Origin of the sequence: Serratia sp. CY37869 (assembly GCF_052168895.1) — a bacterium.
Classification (GTDB): Bacteria; Pseudomonadota; Gammaproteobacteria; order Enterobacterales; family Enterobacteriaceae; genus Serratia; species Serratia ureilytica.
In genome coordinates, this window is sequence record NZ_JBJNLU010000001.1 from 739,870 (window position 1) to 755,897 (window position 16,028).

The window sequence follows — 16,028 nt, forward strand, 5'->3', positions numbered from 1 at the left end:
TTTGGGTGCGCTGGGCAATCCGATATTTTATTGCAGTGATAAGCGCATTGAATGAAAGAGCCTCTCTGGACTAATTATTTAGAGTGATGATGAATGCGAAATTGCTTTTAATCACGAGGTTGCGTAGAGGTTTACCCTGCGTTGAGTTCAGGGTGAAACATCATTCTTTATCAAGCCGGTGTCGATAGAAACGGCGAAAAAAATGATTTAATGCCATTCTTTCCCCATCGACATAGACAATATAACCTTTCCCGCGTTCGCCGACGGTGACTTTTTCAACATTAACATTAGGATAGTGTTTTTTTAGGTTTTTAGACCATACTTGAATACTCATAATTCTATTTTCCTGATGCGCTTTATTCTTGTTTAAGGCATATTGATAGCACCCGTAAAAATAAGTCTCGTAGAAATAAAATATCGTCACTACCTGGGGATGTCTACAAGCGTGCGGGCGGGATAAAGCGAAAAATGCCGGTTGCGCTCAGGCGGGGTATTTAGTGCAAATATAATAAAAACAATAAGTTACCCAATCGGCCGCACAAAAAGCAAATGTGGGTAACACATTGATATTTAAGGTTTTGGTACGTAAGTCATATCGAAGTCAACGCTTAACGGATAAGCGGTAATTCCTTGTGGGGGCGAGAAGAACTCATCTTGGCGCGATCTTCATGGCGATATTGACGTGTTTTCCAATTAGATAAGTCTTAAAGTTGGCGCTTTGCAGCGAGTGGGTAATGAGTGGTTTTGAGCCTAAATTCAGCATAAATCTTTATTGTTTAATATAAATCATTACCCTTTTTAATAAATGGCAACGCCGATAGTGACAGGGTTACCGCGCTGGCCCTGGCGCTACCTCTTTCTCTCTGTGCTTGATAGGGAAGACAATGGGGATATAGGTCTTCATCTCTATTCTATCGCCGCCTTTGGGGGTGATAATTTCAATGAGAAAGCGATCGATCATGCCAACTTTATTTATCGGGAATGATTTGGTGTAGATACTTTGCGTGAATTTTTGCGCCTCATCGCTTGCGCCGTCATAACTGAACTCTGCATAAAGTTGCATGTCTTTTTTTCCCTGGGCGTCGGCCAGAGAGGCAAGCACGCTGCCAAGACAGTCTTCTTCAGAAATATAGAGGGTCTTCAAATAGATGCTGACGTAATTCTCTTTCTTGATGCTCGCGCCAAAATTGAAAAAGTTAATCACGCCGCTATCCGTTTTTTTCATGTTATCAATTGCCGCCAATCGCAGCGCGGAAACCGCAGGATGGAAGTGATCTATCTCTGCATCAACGCCATCCCCTGAATCGTCGAAAAATTTTGGCAGGTGCACATAGCGATGCTCGGGAATGCCGTCGAGAAACAGCAATGGGATGGCGGAGGACACGTCCCACGATTTACTTTTGCGATACTGCATCGGCGAGGTTCTGAATTGCTTGCGAAACGCCCGTTCAAAGGATTGATATGACTGAAAGTTCAGCGCTTTAACGATATCGGAAATAGAGAGGTTCGTCGCTTTCAACATAAATGCGGCGCGAATGAGTTTTCTGCCCCTCACATAGCTCCCGAAAGTCATCCCTGTTTCATCTTTAAACGCTTTTTGGATATGCCCGCGTGAATATCCGCTTTTTTCTGACAGCATCTCAACGGTGAGCTTCTCATTGAACCCACTTTCTTCCACCCAGGCGAGCAGCTCCTCAATGACTTTGGTTATAAACATGCAGGAGCTCCCTTTTAGTTATCTGCCTAATGGTTGCGTTGGGTAAAATAACGCGTTATCGGTATTCAGCGATAAGCCCCCAATTTATCCGTTCTTTTAGGAAATATCCTGAGTATAGAACGCTTGCAATATTAACGCGGTAAATTAAAAAAAATGTACTTAAAAGTGTCATTTACCAAATAGCAGCGTATGGCGAAGAAGGAGAAAGTGCAGGGATACATTTTAAGTGTATTAATTTATTGATTTTTATGAGTTTGTATGAATGAATCAAGGCGGTTGGAGCACATTTTTTGCTCATTGATAGATAAAAACTCTATATGGCTGTCAATTTATTGACAGTAACATCTTTTCGAATCGAAATAATTAACTATTCTATGTTTAAGAGTGGGTGGTTAAGCGGCAAATAGGCCAGGCAGGGGATTGCGCAATTAAATAATGGTTAATCCAAGGGGGTATCAAGGATAATGACATTCAGGGAGGAGTATGAGGGGGGTATTTTCACGAGAAATAGCGTTTGCTATTTATCTTCTGGCTGTGGCCTGCGTTTTTTGAGGCAGAATAAACGCTGAGCGTTGTTCTGTCTTGGCGTCCGTGGTTTATCAGCGTTTTTCCACACGACTTCTTTGTGAATCTCATCTTGTGCGAGAGGTGAATCGGCATCTTTCGCCCTGGAAATGATTTTTGTGCAACGTGATGCGTGGATATATTTGAACGGATATGGGAATGCCATTCTTCGAAAGAAAGCAAGCCGGACAGCTTTTGGTTCCGCAAGAAGAGAGATGCATTCAATAATAAAAATAGCAAGATGACAGGCTTTACTATGGATTGTTCTAACAAGTTCAGACGCAATATTTTAGATGAGATAATCGCTATCATTGAAAAAGCCATTGATACACAAAGCCATGTATCAATAAGGGCGCTATCCATTAAGTCAGGGTATTCCATCGGGCATTTACAGCGGATGTTCTATTTGTATGAAGGGATGAAGATAGGGACCTATATCAGAAAGCGCAGACTAAGCCGCGCGACGTTATTGCTGAAATGTACCGATATGAAGATCTATGAAATCGCGTTGCTCTCCGGGTTTAGTTCTCAGCAATCATTTAGCCGTGCGTTTTCAAATCAATTCGGTTGCCCGCCGAGAACATTCAGAACCCTGCGCGATTGGCCTTTTCTCAATTATCAACCGATTATTGGCTTCGATAAAGAGCCTTTCCCCAGCAGCATCGTGTACTTGAATTTGCATGAGTATTACGAGAATAAAAGGATCGTGCAACTGCTTTCGCCGGTAATCAGCCGGGGGCAGATGAAGGTAAACGTAAAGAATCCAATAACCTGTAGCCTGTACAACGCATCGGCAAAGTACATTGCGATCAGACGCAATGAAAAAAAGATGAGCGAAAACGAGTTCATCCTATCGCTCTATGAGGGGGTGTTGGCTTCCCTGGATATCTTCATCACGCAAAGCGTAATATTTAAAATTCACGATCACTGCCCAGGTGAAAAGGAAAACGTCAGCATGTGGTATTTCATCCCGATAAAATGAGCTCTGTTTATCGCGCGCGGCAGCAGGTTGCCTGATCACAACGGAAAGCTTGGGTTATGCCATCGATATTTTGATGGCGCCCTCCCGTCAACGCCCCATAAGCCTGTTGCCGCCAACGGAACGGTTGGTGAGGGAGAAAAAAAACCGACCGCGAGGGTCGGTAAGCATGGGGTATTCAATAGGTATGACAACACTACAATTAAATAATAGCGCGCGTTGAGGTTTTGTCTTTACCGAAAAGTGTTATCTCACGGAACAATAGACTCGGCATGCGCGCATCCTCTTTGGCAATAAGACGTGGGGCCTGCGACGCGCAGGCGTCATGAAATGAAGATAAAAAAAGCCGGCGATTAACGCCGGCCAATGAAACATCGACAATCTCTCTGAGATGCACGGCCCTACACGGGAAATAAGGCCATGCAGTTGCTATGTAATCCTACCTGGCGCGTTTTTTTTTACCAAAAAGCGATATTTTTTGGCAGGGGAGGTGGGAGAATAAAAAAGCCGGTCGTGACGACCGGCGAATGCGAAAATAACAGGGTAACGTTAATTGAAAGTGCACATAAAATGATAGCGAATTAATCCTAGCACTGACATCGGCGGTATATTTTACCTAAAAATGTCTTTGCGGCATTGGCATTACCGCCCGGCTCCGACGGCGGTATGAGTTTGTGCGCAGAGGAGAAAGGGCGGCCGATGCTGCGCCCTCCGAAACCAGGCTAAGATCCCAGCGGCCAAACCGCCTCGCGCACGGCGATCGCTTTGGGCAACAGCCCCAGGGCGTAGAAGCGGTCGGCGATGCTTTGCTGCTGGCGGATCACCTGCAAATCCATGGCGCGGATCTCGTGGCTGCGGCGCGACAGCGCGAGTTCCAGCGAGGCGCTCGCCAGCCCCAGTTCGTCGGAAAGGTGACGAGCGGCTTCTCTCGGCTGCGCGGCAATGTAGCGGCTGGTGTGCTGCAATGCTTGCATCAGCGGCTGCAACAGATCGCCCGAGCGTTCGGCGAACTCGCGGCGCGCCAGATAGAATTGCTGATTGAGCACCCGTTGGGTGCCGTCGGCGATCACGCGCAGTTCCCCGCTGCGCTGCGCGTCGCTGAGCAGCGGATCCCACATCATCCAGGCGTCCACCGCCTGCAGGTCGGTCGCCGACAGCGGATACTTCGGCGGCGCATAGACGATGCGCACATCGTTCAACGTCATTCCCTGTTCGTCCAACATCTGCAGCAATAAATAGTGCACGTTGGAGCCTTTGTTGAGTGCGATGCGTTTGCCGCGCAGATCGGCGGCGCTGCGTATCGGGCTGTCTTGCGGCACCACCATCGCCACGCTTTGCGGGGCCGGCGGCTCAAACCCGACATACACCAGCGCATTGCCCTGCGCCTGCGCGAAGATCGGCGGCACTTCGCCGGTGGTGCCGAAGTCTATTTCATCGCCGTCGAGCGCGTGCAGCAGCTGCGGCCCGGCGGGAAACTCGCTCCACAGTACGCTGATGCGCTGTGCGGCGAAGTGCTGTTCCAGGCTTTGCCGCGCCTTGAGCACGCCGAGGTTGCCAAATTTTTGATAGCCGATGCGCAGTTCGCGTTCGGGCAGCGGCGCTGCGCTGATGGCCGGCGAATGCGCGGGCGCGCCGACGCTGCGGCGGCGCGGTTTGATCAGGCCAAGATGCGCCAAATGGGTGCGCAGGGTATTGCGGCTGACGCCGAGCAAGGCCGCCGCCTGCAGCTGGTTGCCGCCGCTGCGTTCGAAGGCGTTGCGCACCAGCGCATCCAGCACCCGTTGGTAGAGCTGGGTTCCGTCGCCTTGCAACTGCTGCTGCACGAAGCGATCGATGGCGTCGTCACCGCCGCCGCCGTGATCCGTCAGGCGTTGCGTGAGCCGCAGTTGCTGCGGGGCGATCGGCCCCTCCTGGCTCAGCAAGACCGCATTATGCAGCGTGTTCTCCAGCTCGCGCACGTTGCCGGGCCAGGGGTAGTCCAGCAGCGCCTGCTGCGCCTCCACCGTCAACTGCAGCGGCGGCCGTCCCAGCCGGCGGGCGTACAGCGCAAGAAAGTGTCTGGTCAGCGCCGGAATGTCCTCCGGCCGCTGGCGCAACGGGGGTAAGGTCACCGCCGCGACGTTCAGCCGGTAATAGAGATCTTCGCGGAAGCGTCGTTGGCGGATTGCGCCGGCCAGATCGACGTGGGTGGCGGCGATGACCCGCACATCGATCTTCAGCGGTTTGCGCGAACCGACGCGGGTGATTTCTCGTTCCTGCAACACGCGCAGCAGCTTGACCTGCAGCGACAGGTTGAGTTCGCCGATCTCGTCCAGCAGCAGGGTGCCGCCTTCCGCCGCTTCGAACCAGCCCTGATGGGTGCCGACGGCGCCGGTGAAGGCGCCTTTCTCATGGCCGAACAATTCGGCTTCCGCCAGGCTTTCCGTCAGCGCGCCGCAGTTGACCGCCAAAAAAGGGCGATGGCGGCGCGCGCTGTGGTGGTGCAGATAGCGCGCCACCACCTCTTTGCCTGTGCCGGTTTCGCCGACGATCAGTACGGTGGCATCGGTGGGGGCCAGCCGATCGAGCACGCTTTGCAGAGCGAGCGACGCCGGATCGATCAGCACCGGTTTGTCGGCGGCGAACGGTTGGGGATCGTACATGGGCGTCTCCTGGCTGACGGCGAAGGGGGAAAAAATCTTATCCCAGCCCATGAGCGGCCGCGAGAGGGTAAAAGGCGCACGGTGCTGCATTGGCAACAGCTTTTCGCCGCCGCCTGCTGCCAATGCAGCAGCGCTCGGGCGGTAATGTCTTTTCAACGCATTGATATGCATTGCTTTTTAAAATCCGCCACTGTGGCATGCATCCTGCTTTTCGTTTTATAACCAAGAAAGATTTTTCTATCGATAAATATTGAGAATAGTTATATAGGAAAAGCATAAATGACTGAGTCAGCGAAAGAACGCATCAACGTTTTCTGGTTTCTGCCGACCCACGGCGATGGCCGCTATCTGGGCACGGCGCAGGGCGGGCGCCCGGTAGACCTGCCTTACTTGCAGCAAGTGGCGCTGGCCGCCGATAACCTTGGCTATTACGGCGTGCTGATCCCAACCGGTAAAAGCTGCGAGGATTCCTGGCTGGTGGCGGCGGCGCTGGCACCGATCACCCGTCGGTTGCGCTATCTGGTGGCGGTGCGCCCCGGCCTGCAGCCGCCGAGCCTGGCGGCGCGCATGGCCGCGACGCTGGACCGGTTGTCGGACGGGCGCCTGCTGATCAACGTGGTGACCGGCGGCGATCCGGTGGAAAACAAAGGGGATGGCATCTTCCTCAGCCATGCCGAACGCTACGAGGTGACACAGGAATTTCTCACGGTGTATCAACGGCTGCTGCAAGGGGAGAAGGTGGATTTCAGCGGTAAGCATATTCGCGTCGAAGGCGCCGAGTTGCTGTTCCCGCCGGTGCAGGAAAACGGCCCGCCGCTCTATTTCGGCGGCTCCTCGCCGGAAGCGATCGACATCGCCGCCGGGCAGATCGACACCTACCTGACCTGGGGCGAGCCGCTGGCTCAGGTGGCGGAAAAGCTGGCGGCGGTGCGCCAGCGCGCCGAGCGGCAGGGGCGTAAACTCAGCTACGGCATTCGCCTGCACGTTATCGTGCGCGAAACCGAAGACGAAGCCTGGGCGGCGGCTGAGCGCCTGATCGCGCATCTGGATGACGACACCATCGCGGCGGCGCAGCAGATCTTTGCGCGCATGGACTCCACCGGCCAGCGCCGCATGAGCGAGCTGCATGGCGGCTCGCGCGAGAGTCTGCGCATCGGCCCCAACCTGTGGGCCGGCGTCGGCCTGGTGCGCGGCGGCGCCGGCACCGCGTTGGTGGGCAATCCGCAGCAGGTGGCGGCGCGCATACGCGAGTATCAGGCGCTGGGCATCGACAATTTCATCCTTTCCGGCTATCCGCATCTGGAAGAGGCCCACCGCTTCGCCGAACTGGTGATGCCGCTGTTGCCGCTGGCGCAGCCGGCCCATCAGACGGCCCGCACGATCAATACCGGCCCGTTCGGCGAAACCATCGGCGGCGATCGTCGCCCCGGCCCGGTACAGCGGGAGGGCTGATGGCGAAGCGTGCCCATATTATCGTTATCGGCGGCGGTTTCACTGGCGCGGCGCTGGCGATCCAGCTGGCGCGCGGAGCGGTGGATGTCACGGTGATCGAACCGCGCGCGGCGCCGGGCTATGGCGTGGCCTACTCGACCACTGAACCGACCCACCGCATCAACGTCCCGGCCGATCGGATGCAGCTGGCGGATGAGCCGGCGGGGGATTTTGACCGCTGGTATCGCCTGGGCGGCGGATTGGTGGCCGATCCGCAGGCGTTGTGGCGCGACGGTAAAGTCTATCCGCAGCGCGGCGCCTTCGGCCGCTATGTCGAGGAACGTTTCCATCAGGCGGCGCAGTCGGGCCGGGCCCGCTTGCGGCACCTGCGCGATCGGGCGCTGCACCTGCAGCCGCAGGCGCAGGGCGCGACCGTCATCACCGCGGGCGGCGAACGGCAGTGGGGCGACTATGTGGTGTTGGCGACCAGCCATCCGCCGCCCGCGCTGCCGCGGCAGATCGCCCCGGAGCTGGCGCGCGATGCGCGTCTGATCGCCAATCCCTGGGCGGCGGAGGCGCTGGACGAAGTTGAACCCGGTGAGGCGTTGGCGATCGTCGGCACTGGGTTAACGATGGCCGATACGGTGGCGGCGTTGCACCGCCGCGGGCATCGCGGGCCGATTACCGCCTTCTCTCGTCACGGGCTGCTGCCGCGCCCCAATGCCGAAGGGGAGTACCCGACATGGTCGTTTGCCCCGCCCGCCGGACTGCGCGATGGGGTGCGGCAGGTGCGCCTTGAGGTGGCGCGCGCCGCTCGGCAACGGGTGCCGTGGCAGGCGGTGTTGGACGCGGTGCGCGCCCAGGGGCAGCGCCTGTGGCAAGCGTTGACGCCGACCGAACAGCAGCGCTTTCTGCGGCATTTGCGCGCCTATTGGGACGTGCATCGCTATCGCCTTGCGCCGCAGGTGAGCACGCTGCTGGCGGAGCAACAGGCGGCGGGCACGCTGCAGGTATTGGCCGCTCGTTTGCGTAGAGCGGAGCGAACGCCGCAGGGCGTAAGGTTGACGATTCTGCCGCGCCAAGGCGCAGAGCGTGCGCTGCAGGCGCAGCGGCTGCTGATCACCACGGGCCCGGCCCATGCCGGGCTGATCGCCGCCAGCCCCTTGCTCCATTCACTGGCGGAGCAGGGGGCGCTGCGCGCCGATCCGCTGGGGCTGGGGCTGTGGGTCAATGCCGACAGCCAGGCGATCGGCGGCGACGGCCTGGCCAACCCGCGCCTGCTGGTGGCCGGCCCGGCGGCGCGCGGCCGCTTCGGCGAACTGATGGGGCTGCCGCAGGTGGCGGAACACGCCGAAAGCGTCGCGCGTCATCTGCTGGCGGCGATCGCCGCCGGAGGGTGACAGTGCGATTTACCGGCAGACTCAAGCGTCAGTCCGCCCACACCTGCGTGCTGCGCGGGCTGTCCATCTGATAATCCGAATAGGGGCGGGTGAAGAACTCGCGCCCCAACTCGCGGGCGATCTCGCCGCGTTGGTTGCCGGCGCCGTGCACCAGCCCAACGAAGGCGGAATGGGTGTAGCGGCTGAACTCCTGGATCTGATGCACGATGCCCAGCGCCGCGCCGGGGTAGGTCTCTTCCGACGCCACCGCCAGCCCGATGCGCTTGCCGCTCATGCGTTGGTGCACGTCCGCCGCCTGAGGGTAGGCATTGGAATAGAAGCTGAACGAGCGATCGAAAAAGGCCTTGGTTTGCGCCGACATGCCGTACCAGTAAATCGGCGTGCAAAATACCGCGCCGTTGGCCGGCAGGAAGTGCTCCAGGAACAGCTCGGCGTAGCGATCGGCCGGCGGCGGCGTATGGCGTTCATCGCTCAGAAAACCGCTCAGGTAATCGTCGAGAAAATGCAGGCTGGCGACGGTGCCGGCTTCGGCGGCGCCCGCCATGATCGCCTGTGCCAGCGTGGCGCTGTTGCCGTCGCGGCGCGGGCTGCCGACCAGCACCGCCAAACGCTTGGGTTGATGAGTTGCATTCATGTCATATTCCTCTGTGTGAAATGAATTCAGCCTTACTCTAGAAACAAACCCCGGCGGGCGACAAATGACGGCTTTTCTGCCAGGATGAATTCAACTCACCTGGAGAGGCTTCGCCATGTTCGCCACGCTGCCCGTCAACGCATTACGCACCTTCGAATCCGCCGCTCGCCTGCGCAGCTTCAAGCTGGCGGCGGCCGAACTGGCGGTGACGCCGACGGCGATATCACACCAGATCAAAGCGCTGGAGCAGCAGTTGGGGTTTGCGCTGTTCGAGCGGGTGCCGCGCGGCGTGCGGCTGACACCGAAGGGGGAAACGCTGTTTGCCGGGGTGCACGGCGCGCTGCTGGACGTCGCCGCCACGCTCGAAGGCCTGCGGCCGCAGCCCAGCGCAGGATCGCTGTGCGTTTCGGTGACGCACTCGTTCGCGGCGCTGTGGCTGGTGCCGCGCCTGGGGCGCTTCTATCAGGCGTATCCGCACTATCTGGTGCGCCTGGAGGCCTGCGCCGAGGTGATCGATCTGCAGCAAGACGCCAGCGTGGACGTGGCGGTGCGCTACAGCCGCGCGCACTATCCCGCGCTGCATCAGGCGGCGCGGCTGGAGGAAAGCTTTGGCGTCTACGCCGCGCCGGGGCTGGCCGCCGCCGAGCCGGAAAATCCGGTGCTGATCACCGTCAAGTGGGGGGATTCGGCGCTGTACGACAGCGGCTGGCATGACTGGTGCCGGGCCGCCGGGGTCGATTGGTGGCGGCGCCATGCGGCGATGCGCAGCTATCACGAGGAGCATTACGCCCTGCAGGCGGCGGTGGCCGGGCAAGGGTGGGTGCTCGCCAGCTCGGTGATGGTGTCCGAGATGGTGGACAACGGCCTGCTGGCGGCGTACCGGCCGGAGGTGCGCGTACCGGGCGCCGCATACAGCGTACTGTGCGCGCCGGGGCGCGAGCGGCATCCGCCGGTCAGGGCGTTTCTGGCCTGGCTGCAGCAGGAATTGCCGCAGGACAATGGCACGAAATAAAAGTTTTACCGTCCTAAGCTGTGGGAATATCAGCGAACTTTTGTTTTTACTTCACTGCGAGAACCTATCATGAGCCAGCCAAGAATCTCCGATTACCCGATTGATGCGCAATTTATCGAGCGCTGGTCGCCGCGCGCGATGACCAACGACGCCATCGACGATCAAACGCTGCTGAGCTTCTTTGAAGCGGCGCGCTGGTCGCCTTCGGCCTACAACATTCAGCCGTGGCGCTTTGCCTACAGCAAGCACGGCTCCGACAGCTGGGAGAACTACCTGGAGTTCCTGATCGATTTCAACCGCGGCTGGGCGCAACACGCTTCGGCGCTGGTGGTGATCGTCTCCAAAACCACCAGCCTGAACGGCGAGCGGCTGGTGGACAACCCGACCCACGCGTTCGACACCGGCGCCGCCTGGGCCAACCTGGCGCATCAGGCGCACCTGAAAGGCTGGCTGACCCACTGCATGAGCGGCATTCACCACGACAAGATTAAGGCGGCGCTGCAGCTGCCGGACGACTATGCGGTGCACGCCATGGTGGCGATCGGCAAACCGGGCGACAAATCCCGCCTGCCGGATTTCCTGCAGGAGAAAGAAGCGCCGTCGGGCCGCCTGCCGCTGGGCAACACCGTCAGCGAAGGGCTGAATTTCACGCTGTGATCGCGCGTTCTCGCCGAGGCCCGCTTGGCGGGCCTTTTTTATGCGGCGAGTAAAACTTAGGGAGTATGTTCGCGTTCGTCTATTCGCTGTATATTTTGTTATATAGCGATTGCGTGATAAGGAGGAACCGATGGGGGATCATTTTGGCAAAGGGCTGTTGGCGGGATTAAAAGCGGACAACCTGAAACCCGAGGCGGAGCTGTCGCGCTTTTGCTCCGACTACAAGCGCGGTTTCGTGCTCGGCTATGCGCACCATTTGGCGCAGCGCTGCGGCGACGAGAACCGGGCGGCGTTCGAGGCCGGGCAGCTCAGCCGCGCCTATGGGCTTGGCAGCGAGCCGATGAGCGAGTTCTTCTCCGGCGGCGACAGCCGGTTGGCGGAGAAGTTTTTCCGCGCCGGCTATAACCGCCCGGCGCAGGGTTAGGGCAGACGGCCGTCAGGCGGCGCTCAGCACTGCCACCATATACACGCACGGTTGGTCGCTCTGATTTTCAAATCGGCAGTCCGCTGGCGGGCCGAGCTCCAGGCAGTCTCCCTCGGCCATCTCATGGCGCGCGTCACCCTCGATAAAGACCAGTGCGCCGGATAAGACCCAGATCAGCTGACGTTTGAACGCGTACACCGAAGCCGGCATCGGGATCGCCGCGCCGGCCGGCAGTTCGATGCGCACCAGATCGAGCGGCAAATCGGTGCGGGGCGACACGTGGCGCCGCACGTAACCGCTCTCGGGATCGACCCAGACCGGCTGATCTTCCCGGCGCAGCAGCCGGCCTTCCTGCGTTTCCGCTCGGGCGATCAGCTTGGACATGCTGAGGCCGAACGCGCCCGCCAGTCTGCCCAACAGCATCGCCGTCGGGCTGCTCTCGCCGCGTTCGATCTTATGAACCATCGCCCGTGAGACGCCAGCCCGTTCGGCCAAATCGGACAGCGACCAGTGGCGCGCTTCGCGTTCAATGCGAATGCGTGCGCCGATCAGCTGATTTAGATTGTCTAATTTAATATTCATATCGTAGTATTATAGTGGACAATTGGCCGGGGTAAACCATGATTATACGAAATGCGACGTTCAACGATAGCGCGGCGATTGCCGCTATCTATAACGACGCGGTGTTGAACAGCACCGCCATCTGGAATGAACAAACCGTGGATGCGGCCAACCGCGCGGCGTGGATCGGCGAACGGCAGGCGGCGGGTTACCCGGTGCTGGTGGCGGTGAACGCCGAGGACGAGGCGATCGGCTACGCGTCGTTCGGCGACTGGCGCGCCTGGGACGGTTATCGCCACACCGTGGAACATTCGGTGTATGTCCATCAGGCGCATCGCGGCGCCGGGATTGGCAAGGCGCTGCTGCTGGCGCTGATCGCACGGGCGCGGGAAATCGGCAAACATGTGATGGTGGCCGGCATCGAATCCGGCAATCAGGCCTCGATTAAGCTGCATCTGGCGCTGGGATTCCGCGACGTGGGGCGCATGGAACAGGTGGGCGCCAAATTCGGCCAATGGTTGGATCTGACGTTCCTGCAACTGAGGCTCGACGAACGGGTGACGCCGCCCGCGCGCTGATCCCGGGAGACAGGGCGATGAATATGCTGTTACTGCTGATCGCGGCCGGGATGGGGCTGGTGGTGCAGAATCTGCTGATGGTGCGCATCACCGAAAGCGTCTCGACCATCCTTATCACGCTGGTGATCAACTCCAGCGTCGGTTTGTTGCTGCTGGTAGGGTTGCTGCTGGCCAAAAACGGCCTCGGCGCGGTGACGGAAGTGACCGGCGCCGCCAGGTGGTGGATGCTGTTGCCGGGGCTGCTGGGATCGCTGTTCGTGTTCGCCGGCATCCTGGGCTACCAAAAACTGGGCGCGGCGGCCACCATTTCGATCCTGGTCGCCAGCCAGCTGTGCATGGGGCTGTTGGTGGACGTCTACCGCGCCGGCCCGGCGGCGCTGCGCGAGAATCTGCCGGCGCTGTTCGGCGCTCTGCTGCTGGTGGCGGGCGCCTATCTGGTGGCGAAACGCAGCTTTTGACGGCGGCTGAAAGGCAAAAAGCCCGCTCGGGTTTCCCTGAGCGGGCTTCTCTAAATATGGCTCCTCTGACTGGACTCGAACCAGTGACATACGGATTAACAGTCCGCCGTTCTACCGACTGAACTACAGAGGAATCGTTGGAACGGGGCGAATAATAGCGGGGCGGTTGCGGCTTGTAAAGCGCGAAAACGCCCGGCGCGCGCGTTTGCTGCAAGATTACCCAACCTGCTGCTTTTTCTCGCTTTTATCGCTTACCTCACGCGCAGCGCCGCCGGATTGCCCGCTGAGGCGGCGCCGTTGCCTGCCGGTGGTGCAACGCGTGCCCTGCGTTGTGGCGCGTCTCGCCCGATAATCGGCCATTTGCCGCCGTTTTTGGCCTTTTGACGACTCTGGCCTGGATCTTGCTGCGGTTGCATGACCGGATTTCGGCATTCTCAATTTAGCGGCTCGCTGGAGGCACTATGAATCTCAGACGTCTGAAGTACTTCGTGAAAATCGTCGATGTCGGCAGCCTGACCCAGGCGGCGGAGGTGTTGCATATCGCCCAGCCGGCGCTCAGCCAGCAGTTGGCGACGCTGGAGGGGGAGCTGAAGCAACAGCTGCTGATCCGCACCAAGCGCGGGGTGCAGCCGACCGAGGCCGGCAACATTCTGTATGCCCACGCGCAAACCATTTTGCGCCAGTGCGAGCAGGCGCAGAGCGCGGTCAACAGCGCCGGGCAGGCGATGAGCGGCCAGGTGTCTCTCGGGTTGGCGTCGGGGAGCACCGCAGCGCAGCTGGCGCTGCCGCTGCTGCAAACCCTGCGCGATCAGCAGCCGGGCATTTTGCTCAGCCTGCATGAAAACAGCGGCGCGGCGCTGGCCGGACAGGTGGCCAACCAGACGCTGGACATGGCGATGGTCTACGGCGCCAAAATGCCCGCCGGTCTGCACACCGTCGCGCTGATGCGAGAGGATCTCTATCTGGTGGCGACGCGCGCGGTGCCGCATCCCGGTAACAGCGTCGAGCTGCTGGACGTGGCGCGGCTGAACCTGTTCCTGCCGCGCGAGGGGGATGCGGTGCGCAACCAACTGGAGGAGGCGATGGCGCTGCGCAAGCTGGCTGTCAACGTGGTGGGGGAGATTGAATCCTCGGGTGCGCTGAGCGCCGCGATCGCCGGCGGGTTGGGGGCGACCGTATTGCCGGAGTCGGTGGCGCGCGCGATGATCGGCCCGGCCAAGGCCTGGATGGCGCGCATCAATGCGCCGACGATGTCGGTGCCGCTGTCGCTGTGCATGTCGGGCCAACAGTCGCTGTCCGCCCCGGCGCTGCTGGTGAAAGACCTGCTGCTGTCGATCGCCGGTGGCCGCAGCCAGGAGAAGCGCGCGCTGGCGCTGGTGCGTTGAGGAAAAAACGGCCCGCCGCAGCGGGCCTGAGCACCGTTATCGGAACGGCGGTTCGTTGAAGGTGCGCAGCTTGCGTGAGTGCAGGCGATCGCCCTCGGCGCGCAACAGATCGATGGCGCAGATGCCGATCTGCAGGTGTTCGGAGATTGCCCCTTCATAGAAGCGGTTGGCCTGGCCCGGCAGTTTTATTTCACCGTGCAGCGGTTTGTCGGAGACGCACAGCAGCGTGCCGTACGGCACCCGGAAGCGGTAACCCTGAGCGGCGATGGTGGCGCTCTCCATGTCGACCGCCACCGCGCGGCTGAGGTTGAAGCGCCGCGCCGAAGCGGAGTAACGCAGCTCCCAGTTGCGATCGTCGGTGGTGACCACGGTGCCGGTGCGCAAACGCTGTTTGACCTCTTCACCGGGCATGCCGCTGACCATCTTGGTGGCGTCGTACAGGGCGCGCTGCACCTCGGCGATGCTCGGGATCGGGATATCCGGCGGCAGCACCGCATCCAGCACGTGATCGTCGCGCAGATAGGCGTGGGCTAGCACGTAATCGCCGATCTTCTGGCTTTCGCGCAGGCCGCCGCAGTGGCCGATCATCAGCCAGGCGCTCGGGCGCAGCACCGCCAGATGATCGCAGATGGTTTTGGCGTTGGACGGGCCGACGCCGATGTTGATCAGCGTGATCCCTTGGCCGGTGCGCGAGATCAGGTGATAGGCCGGCATCTGGTGGTTTTTCCACGCCAGATCGGACACCGCCTGTTCGGGCGCGCTGGTTTCCGGCGTGATGTAGGTACCGCCGGCGCTGGAGAGCGCGATGTACGGGCTGGCCGGATCGGCGATCTGCGCGCAGGCCCAGCGCACGAACTCGTCCACATAGCGGGTGTAGTTGGTGAACAGCACGAACGGCTGGAAATGCTCCACCGGGGTGCCGGTGTAGTGCCGCAGACGCGCCAGCGAGAAATCCGCGCGCAGCGCATCGAAATGCGACAGCGGGAAATGGTTGTCGGTGGTGTGGTACAGGCCGTCGGCGGTCTCGTTACCGATCTGCGCCAGCTCGGTGGTGGGGAAATGCTGCGCGATACCGGCGCTCATTGAGCGATCGAGCGCCAGGCTGGAGCCGTCGATCACATAAGGGAACGGGATCTCCTGCTGCGACGGCGCCACTTCGATATGGGCGGCGTAGTCGTGTTCCAGCATCGCCAGCTGTTCGGCCAGATAGTGGCGGAACAGCTGCGGCCGGGTCACGGTGGTGCTGTAGCTGCCGGGATGGGTAAAGCGGCCGAAGGCGCGGGTTTTGTTCGGGCCGGACTGCTGCCCGTCCCAACTGACGCGCAGCTCGGGATACACGAACAGCCCGGCGGCGCGCGCCTGCGGGTCCGGCAGGGTGCCGTGGCTGATAAAGTCACTGACCGCCTGCCGCAGCGCGTCTACCGCGGCGTCATACAGGGCTTCCAGTTGATCGAGTGCCTGATCGGCGCTGAGGCCGCTGCGAGGTGGGGCATAGCTCATACTTTCTCCTTCGATGTCCCGGCTCTGGGGCGGGATTGGCGGCGTTTCACCGTCACAGGTTAGCCGAAGCAGGGCGTAAAAGCTTG

The 16,028-nt window shown here is 59.8% G+C and carries 15 protein-coding genes and 1 tRNA gene; 9 read left to right on the forward strand and 7 right to left on the reverse strand.

Annotation, left to right across the window (positions count from 1 at the left end; translation table 11 throughout):
- Nucleotides 1-160 precede the first annotated feature (160 nt).
- A complete protein-coding gene (locus ACJ8J1_RS03595) occupies nucleotides 161-334 on the reverse strand; it encodes a hypothetical protein (protein WP_154219870.1) in 174 nt (57 codons plus the stop codon).
- Between the two features lie 495 nt (nucleotides 335-829).
- A complete protein-coding gene (locus ACJ8J1_RS03600; protein WP_033643699.1) occupies nucleotides 830-1,717 on the reverse strand; it encodes a helix-turn-helix domain-containing protein in 888 nt (295 codons plus the stop codon).
- Nucleotides 1,718-2,414: 697 nt separating this feature from the next.
- Here ACJ8J1_RS03600 and ACJ8J1_RS03605 point away from each other — a divergent pair.
- Nucleotides 2,415-3,263, forward strand: coding sequence for a helix-turn-helix domain-containing protein (locus tag ACJ8J1_RS03605; protein WP_223524802.1), 849 nt, complete (start codon nucleotides 2,415-2,417; stop codon nucleotides 3,261-3,263).
- A 719-nt stretch (nucleotides 3,264-3,982) separates the two neighbouring features.
- Here the strand turns inward: ACJ8J1_RS03605 and ACJ8J1_RS03610 are convergent.
- On the reverse strand, nucleotides 3,983-5,902 hold the full coding sequence (locus ACJ8J1_RS03610) for a sigma-54-dependent Fis family transcriptional regulator (protein WP_033643697.1): 1,920 nt from the start codon (nucleotides 5,900-5,902) through the stop codon (nucleotides 3,983-3,985).
- Nucleotides 5,903-6,181: 279 nt separating this feature from the next.
- On the opposite strand from ACJ8J1_RS03610, the gene ssuD reads away from it, so the two are divergent.
- Together ssuD and ACJ8J1_RS03620 are read left to right on the forward strand one after the other, a co-directional pair.
- Entirely contained in the window at nucleotides 6,182-7,354 is a 1,173-nt protein-coding gene (gene ssuD / locus ACJ8J1_RS03615) for an FMNH2-dependent alkanesulfonate monooxygenase (RefSeq protein WP_033643695.1), read from the forward strand.
- Nucleotides 7,354-8,733, forward strand: coding sequence for an FAD/NAD(P)-binding protein (locus tag ACJ8J1_RS03620; RefSeq protein WP_033643694.1), 1,380 nt, complete (start codon nucleotides 7,354-7,356; stop codon nucleotides 8,731-8,733). The genes ssuD and ACJ8J1_RS03620 overlap by 1 nt, the downstream gene beginning before the upstream one ends.
- A 28-nt stretch (nucleotides 8,734-8,761) precedes the next feature.
- Here ACJ8J1_RS03620 and ACJ8J1_RS03625 read toward each other — a convergent pair whose 3' ends face one another.
- Nucleotides 8,762-9,367, reverse strand: coding sequence for a flavodoxin family protein (locus ACJ8J1_RS03625; protein ID WP_033643693.1), 606 nt, complete (start codon nucleotides 9,365-9,367; stop codon nucleotides 8,762-8,764).
- A 115-nt stretch (nucleotides 9,368-9,482) separates the two neighbouring features.
- Here ACJ8J1_RS03625 and ACJ8J1_RS03630 point away from each other — a divergent pair, with 115 nt between their 5' ends.
- The 3 genes from ACJ8J1_RS03630 to ACJ8J1_RS03640 all read left to right on the forward strand — a co-directional run bounded on the left by ACJ8J1_RS03630 (nucleotide 9,483) and on the right by ACJ8J1_RS03640 (nucleotide 11,460).
- Nucleotides 9,483-10,379, forward strand: coding sequence for a LysR substrate-binding domain-containing protein (locus ACJ8J1_RS03630; RefSeq protein WP_033643692.1), 897 nt, complete (start codon nucleotides 9,483-9,485; stop codon nucleotides 10,377-10,379).
- Nucleotides 10,380-10,448: 69 nt separating this feature from the next.
- The gene (locus tag ACJ8J1_RS03635; protein ID WP_033643691.1) at nucleotides 10,449-11,036 is read left to right on the forward strand and encodes a nitroreductase family protein; all 588 of its coding nucleotides are present in this window, start codon (nucleotides 10,449-10,451) and stop codon (nucleotides 11,034-11,036) included.
- A 130-nt stretch (nucleotides 11,037-11,166) separates the two neighbouring features.
- Nucleotides 11,167-11,460 carry a DUF2623 family protein gene (locus ACJ8J1_RS03640; protein WP_033643690.1) on the forward strand — a complete coding sequence of 98 codons (294 nt, stop codon included), beginning with the start codon at nucleotides 11,167-11,169 and terminating at the stop codon, nucleotides 11,458-11,460.
- Nucleotides 11,461-11,472: 12 nt separating this feature from the next.
- Here the strand turns inward: ACJ8J1_RS03640 and ACJ8J1_RS03645 are convergent, their stop codons facing one another.
- Complete coding sequence (locus tag ACJ8J1_RS03645) at nucleotides 11,473-12,042, reverse strand: helix-turn-helix domain-containing protein (RefSeq protein WP_033643689.1); 570 nt, start codon at nucleotides 12,040-12,042, stop codon at nucleotides 11,473-11,475.
- A 38-nt stretch (nucleotides 12,043-12,080) separates the two neighbouring features.
- Between ACJ8J1_RS03645 and ACJ8J1_RS03650 the strand changes: the two genes are divergently transcribed.
- A complete protein-coding gene (locus tag ACJ8J1_RS03650) occupies nucleotides 12,081-12,599 on the forward strand; it encodes a GNAT family N-acetyltransferase (RefSeq protein WP_033643688.1) in 519 nt (172 codons plus the stop codon).
- A gap of 17 nt (nucleotides 12,600-12,616) precedes the next feature.
- The gene (locus ACJ8J1_RS03655) at nucleotides 12,617-13,057 is read left to right on the forward strand and encodes a DMT family transporter (protein ID WP_033643687.1); all 441 of its coding nucleotides are present in this window, start codon (nucleotides 12,617-12,619) and stop codon (nucleotides 13,055-13,057) included.
- 57 nt (nucleotides 13,058-13,114) lie between these two features.
- Here ACJ8J1_RS03655 and ACJ8J1_RS03660 read toward each other — a convergent pair.
- A tRNA-Asn gene (locus ACJ8J1_RS03660) sits at nucleotides 13,115-13,190 on the reverse strand.
- Between the two features lie 328 nt (nucleotides 13,191-13,518).
- Between ACJ8J1_RS03660 and nac the strand changes: the two genes are divergently transcribed.
- On the forward strand, nucleotides 13,519-14,442 hold the full coding sequence (gene nac / locus ACJ8J1_RS03665; protein ID WP_033643686.1) for a nitrogen assimilation transcriptional regulator NAC: 924 nt from the start codon (nucleotides 13,519-13,521) through the stop codon (nucleotides 14,440-14,442).
- Between the two features lie 36 nt (nucleotides 14,443-14,478).
- Here nac and ACJ8J1_RS03670 read toward each other — a convergent pair whose 3' ends face one another.
- Nucleotides 14,479-15,942, reverse strand: coding sequence for an AMP nucleosidase (locus tag ACJ8J1_RS03670; protein WP_442520322.1), 1,464 nt, complete (start codon nucleotides 15,940-15,942; stop codon nucleotides 14,479-14,481).
- Nucleotides 15,943-16,028 lie beyond the last annotated feature (86 nt).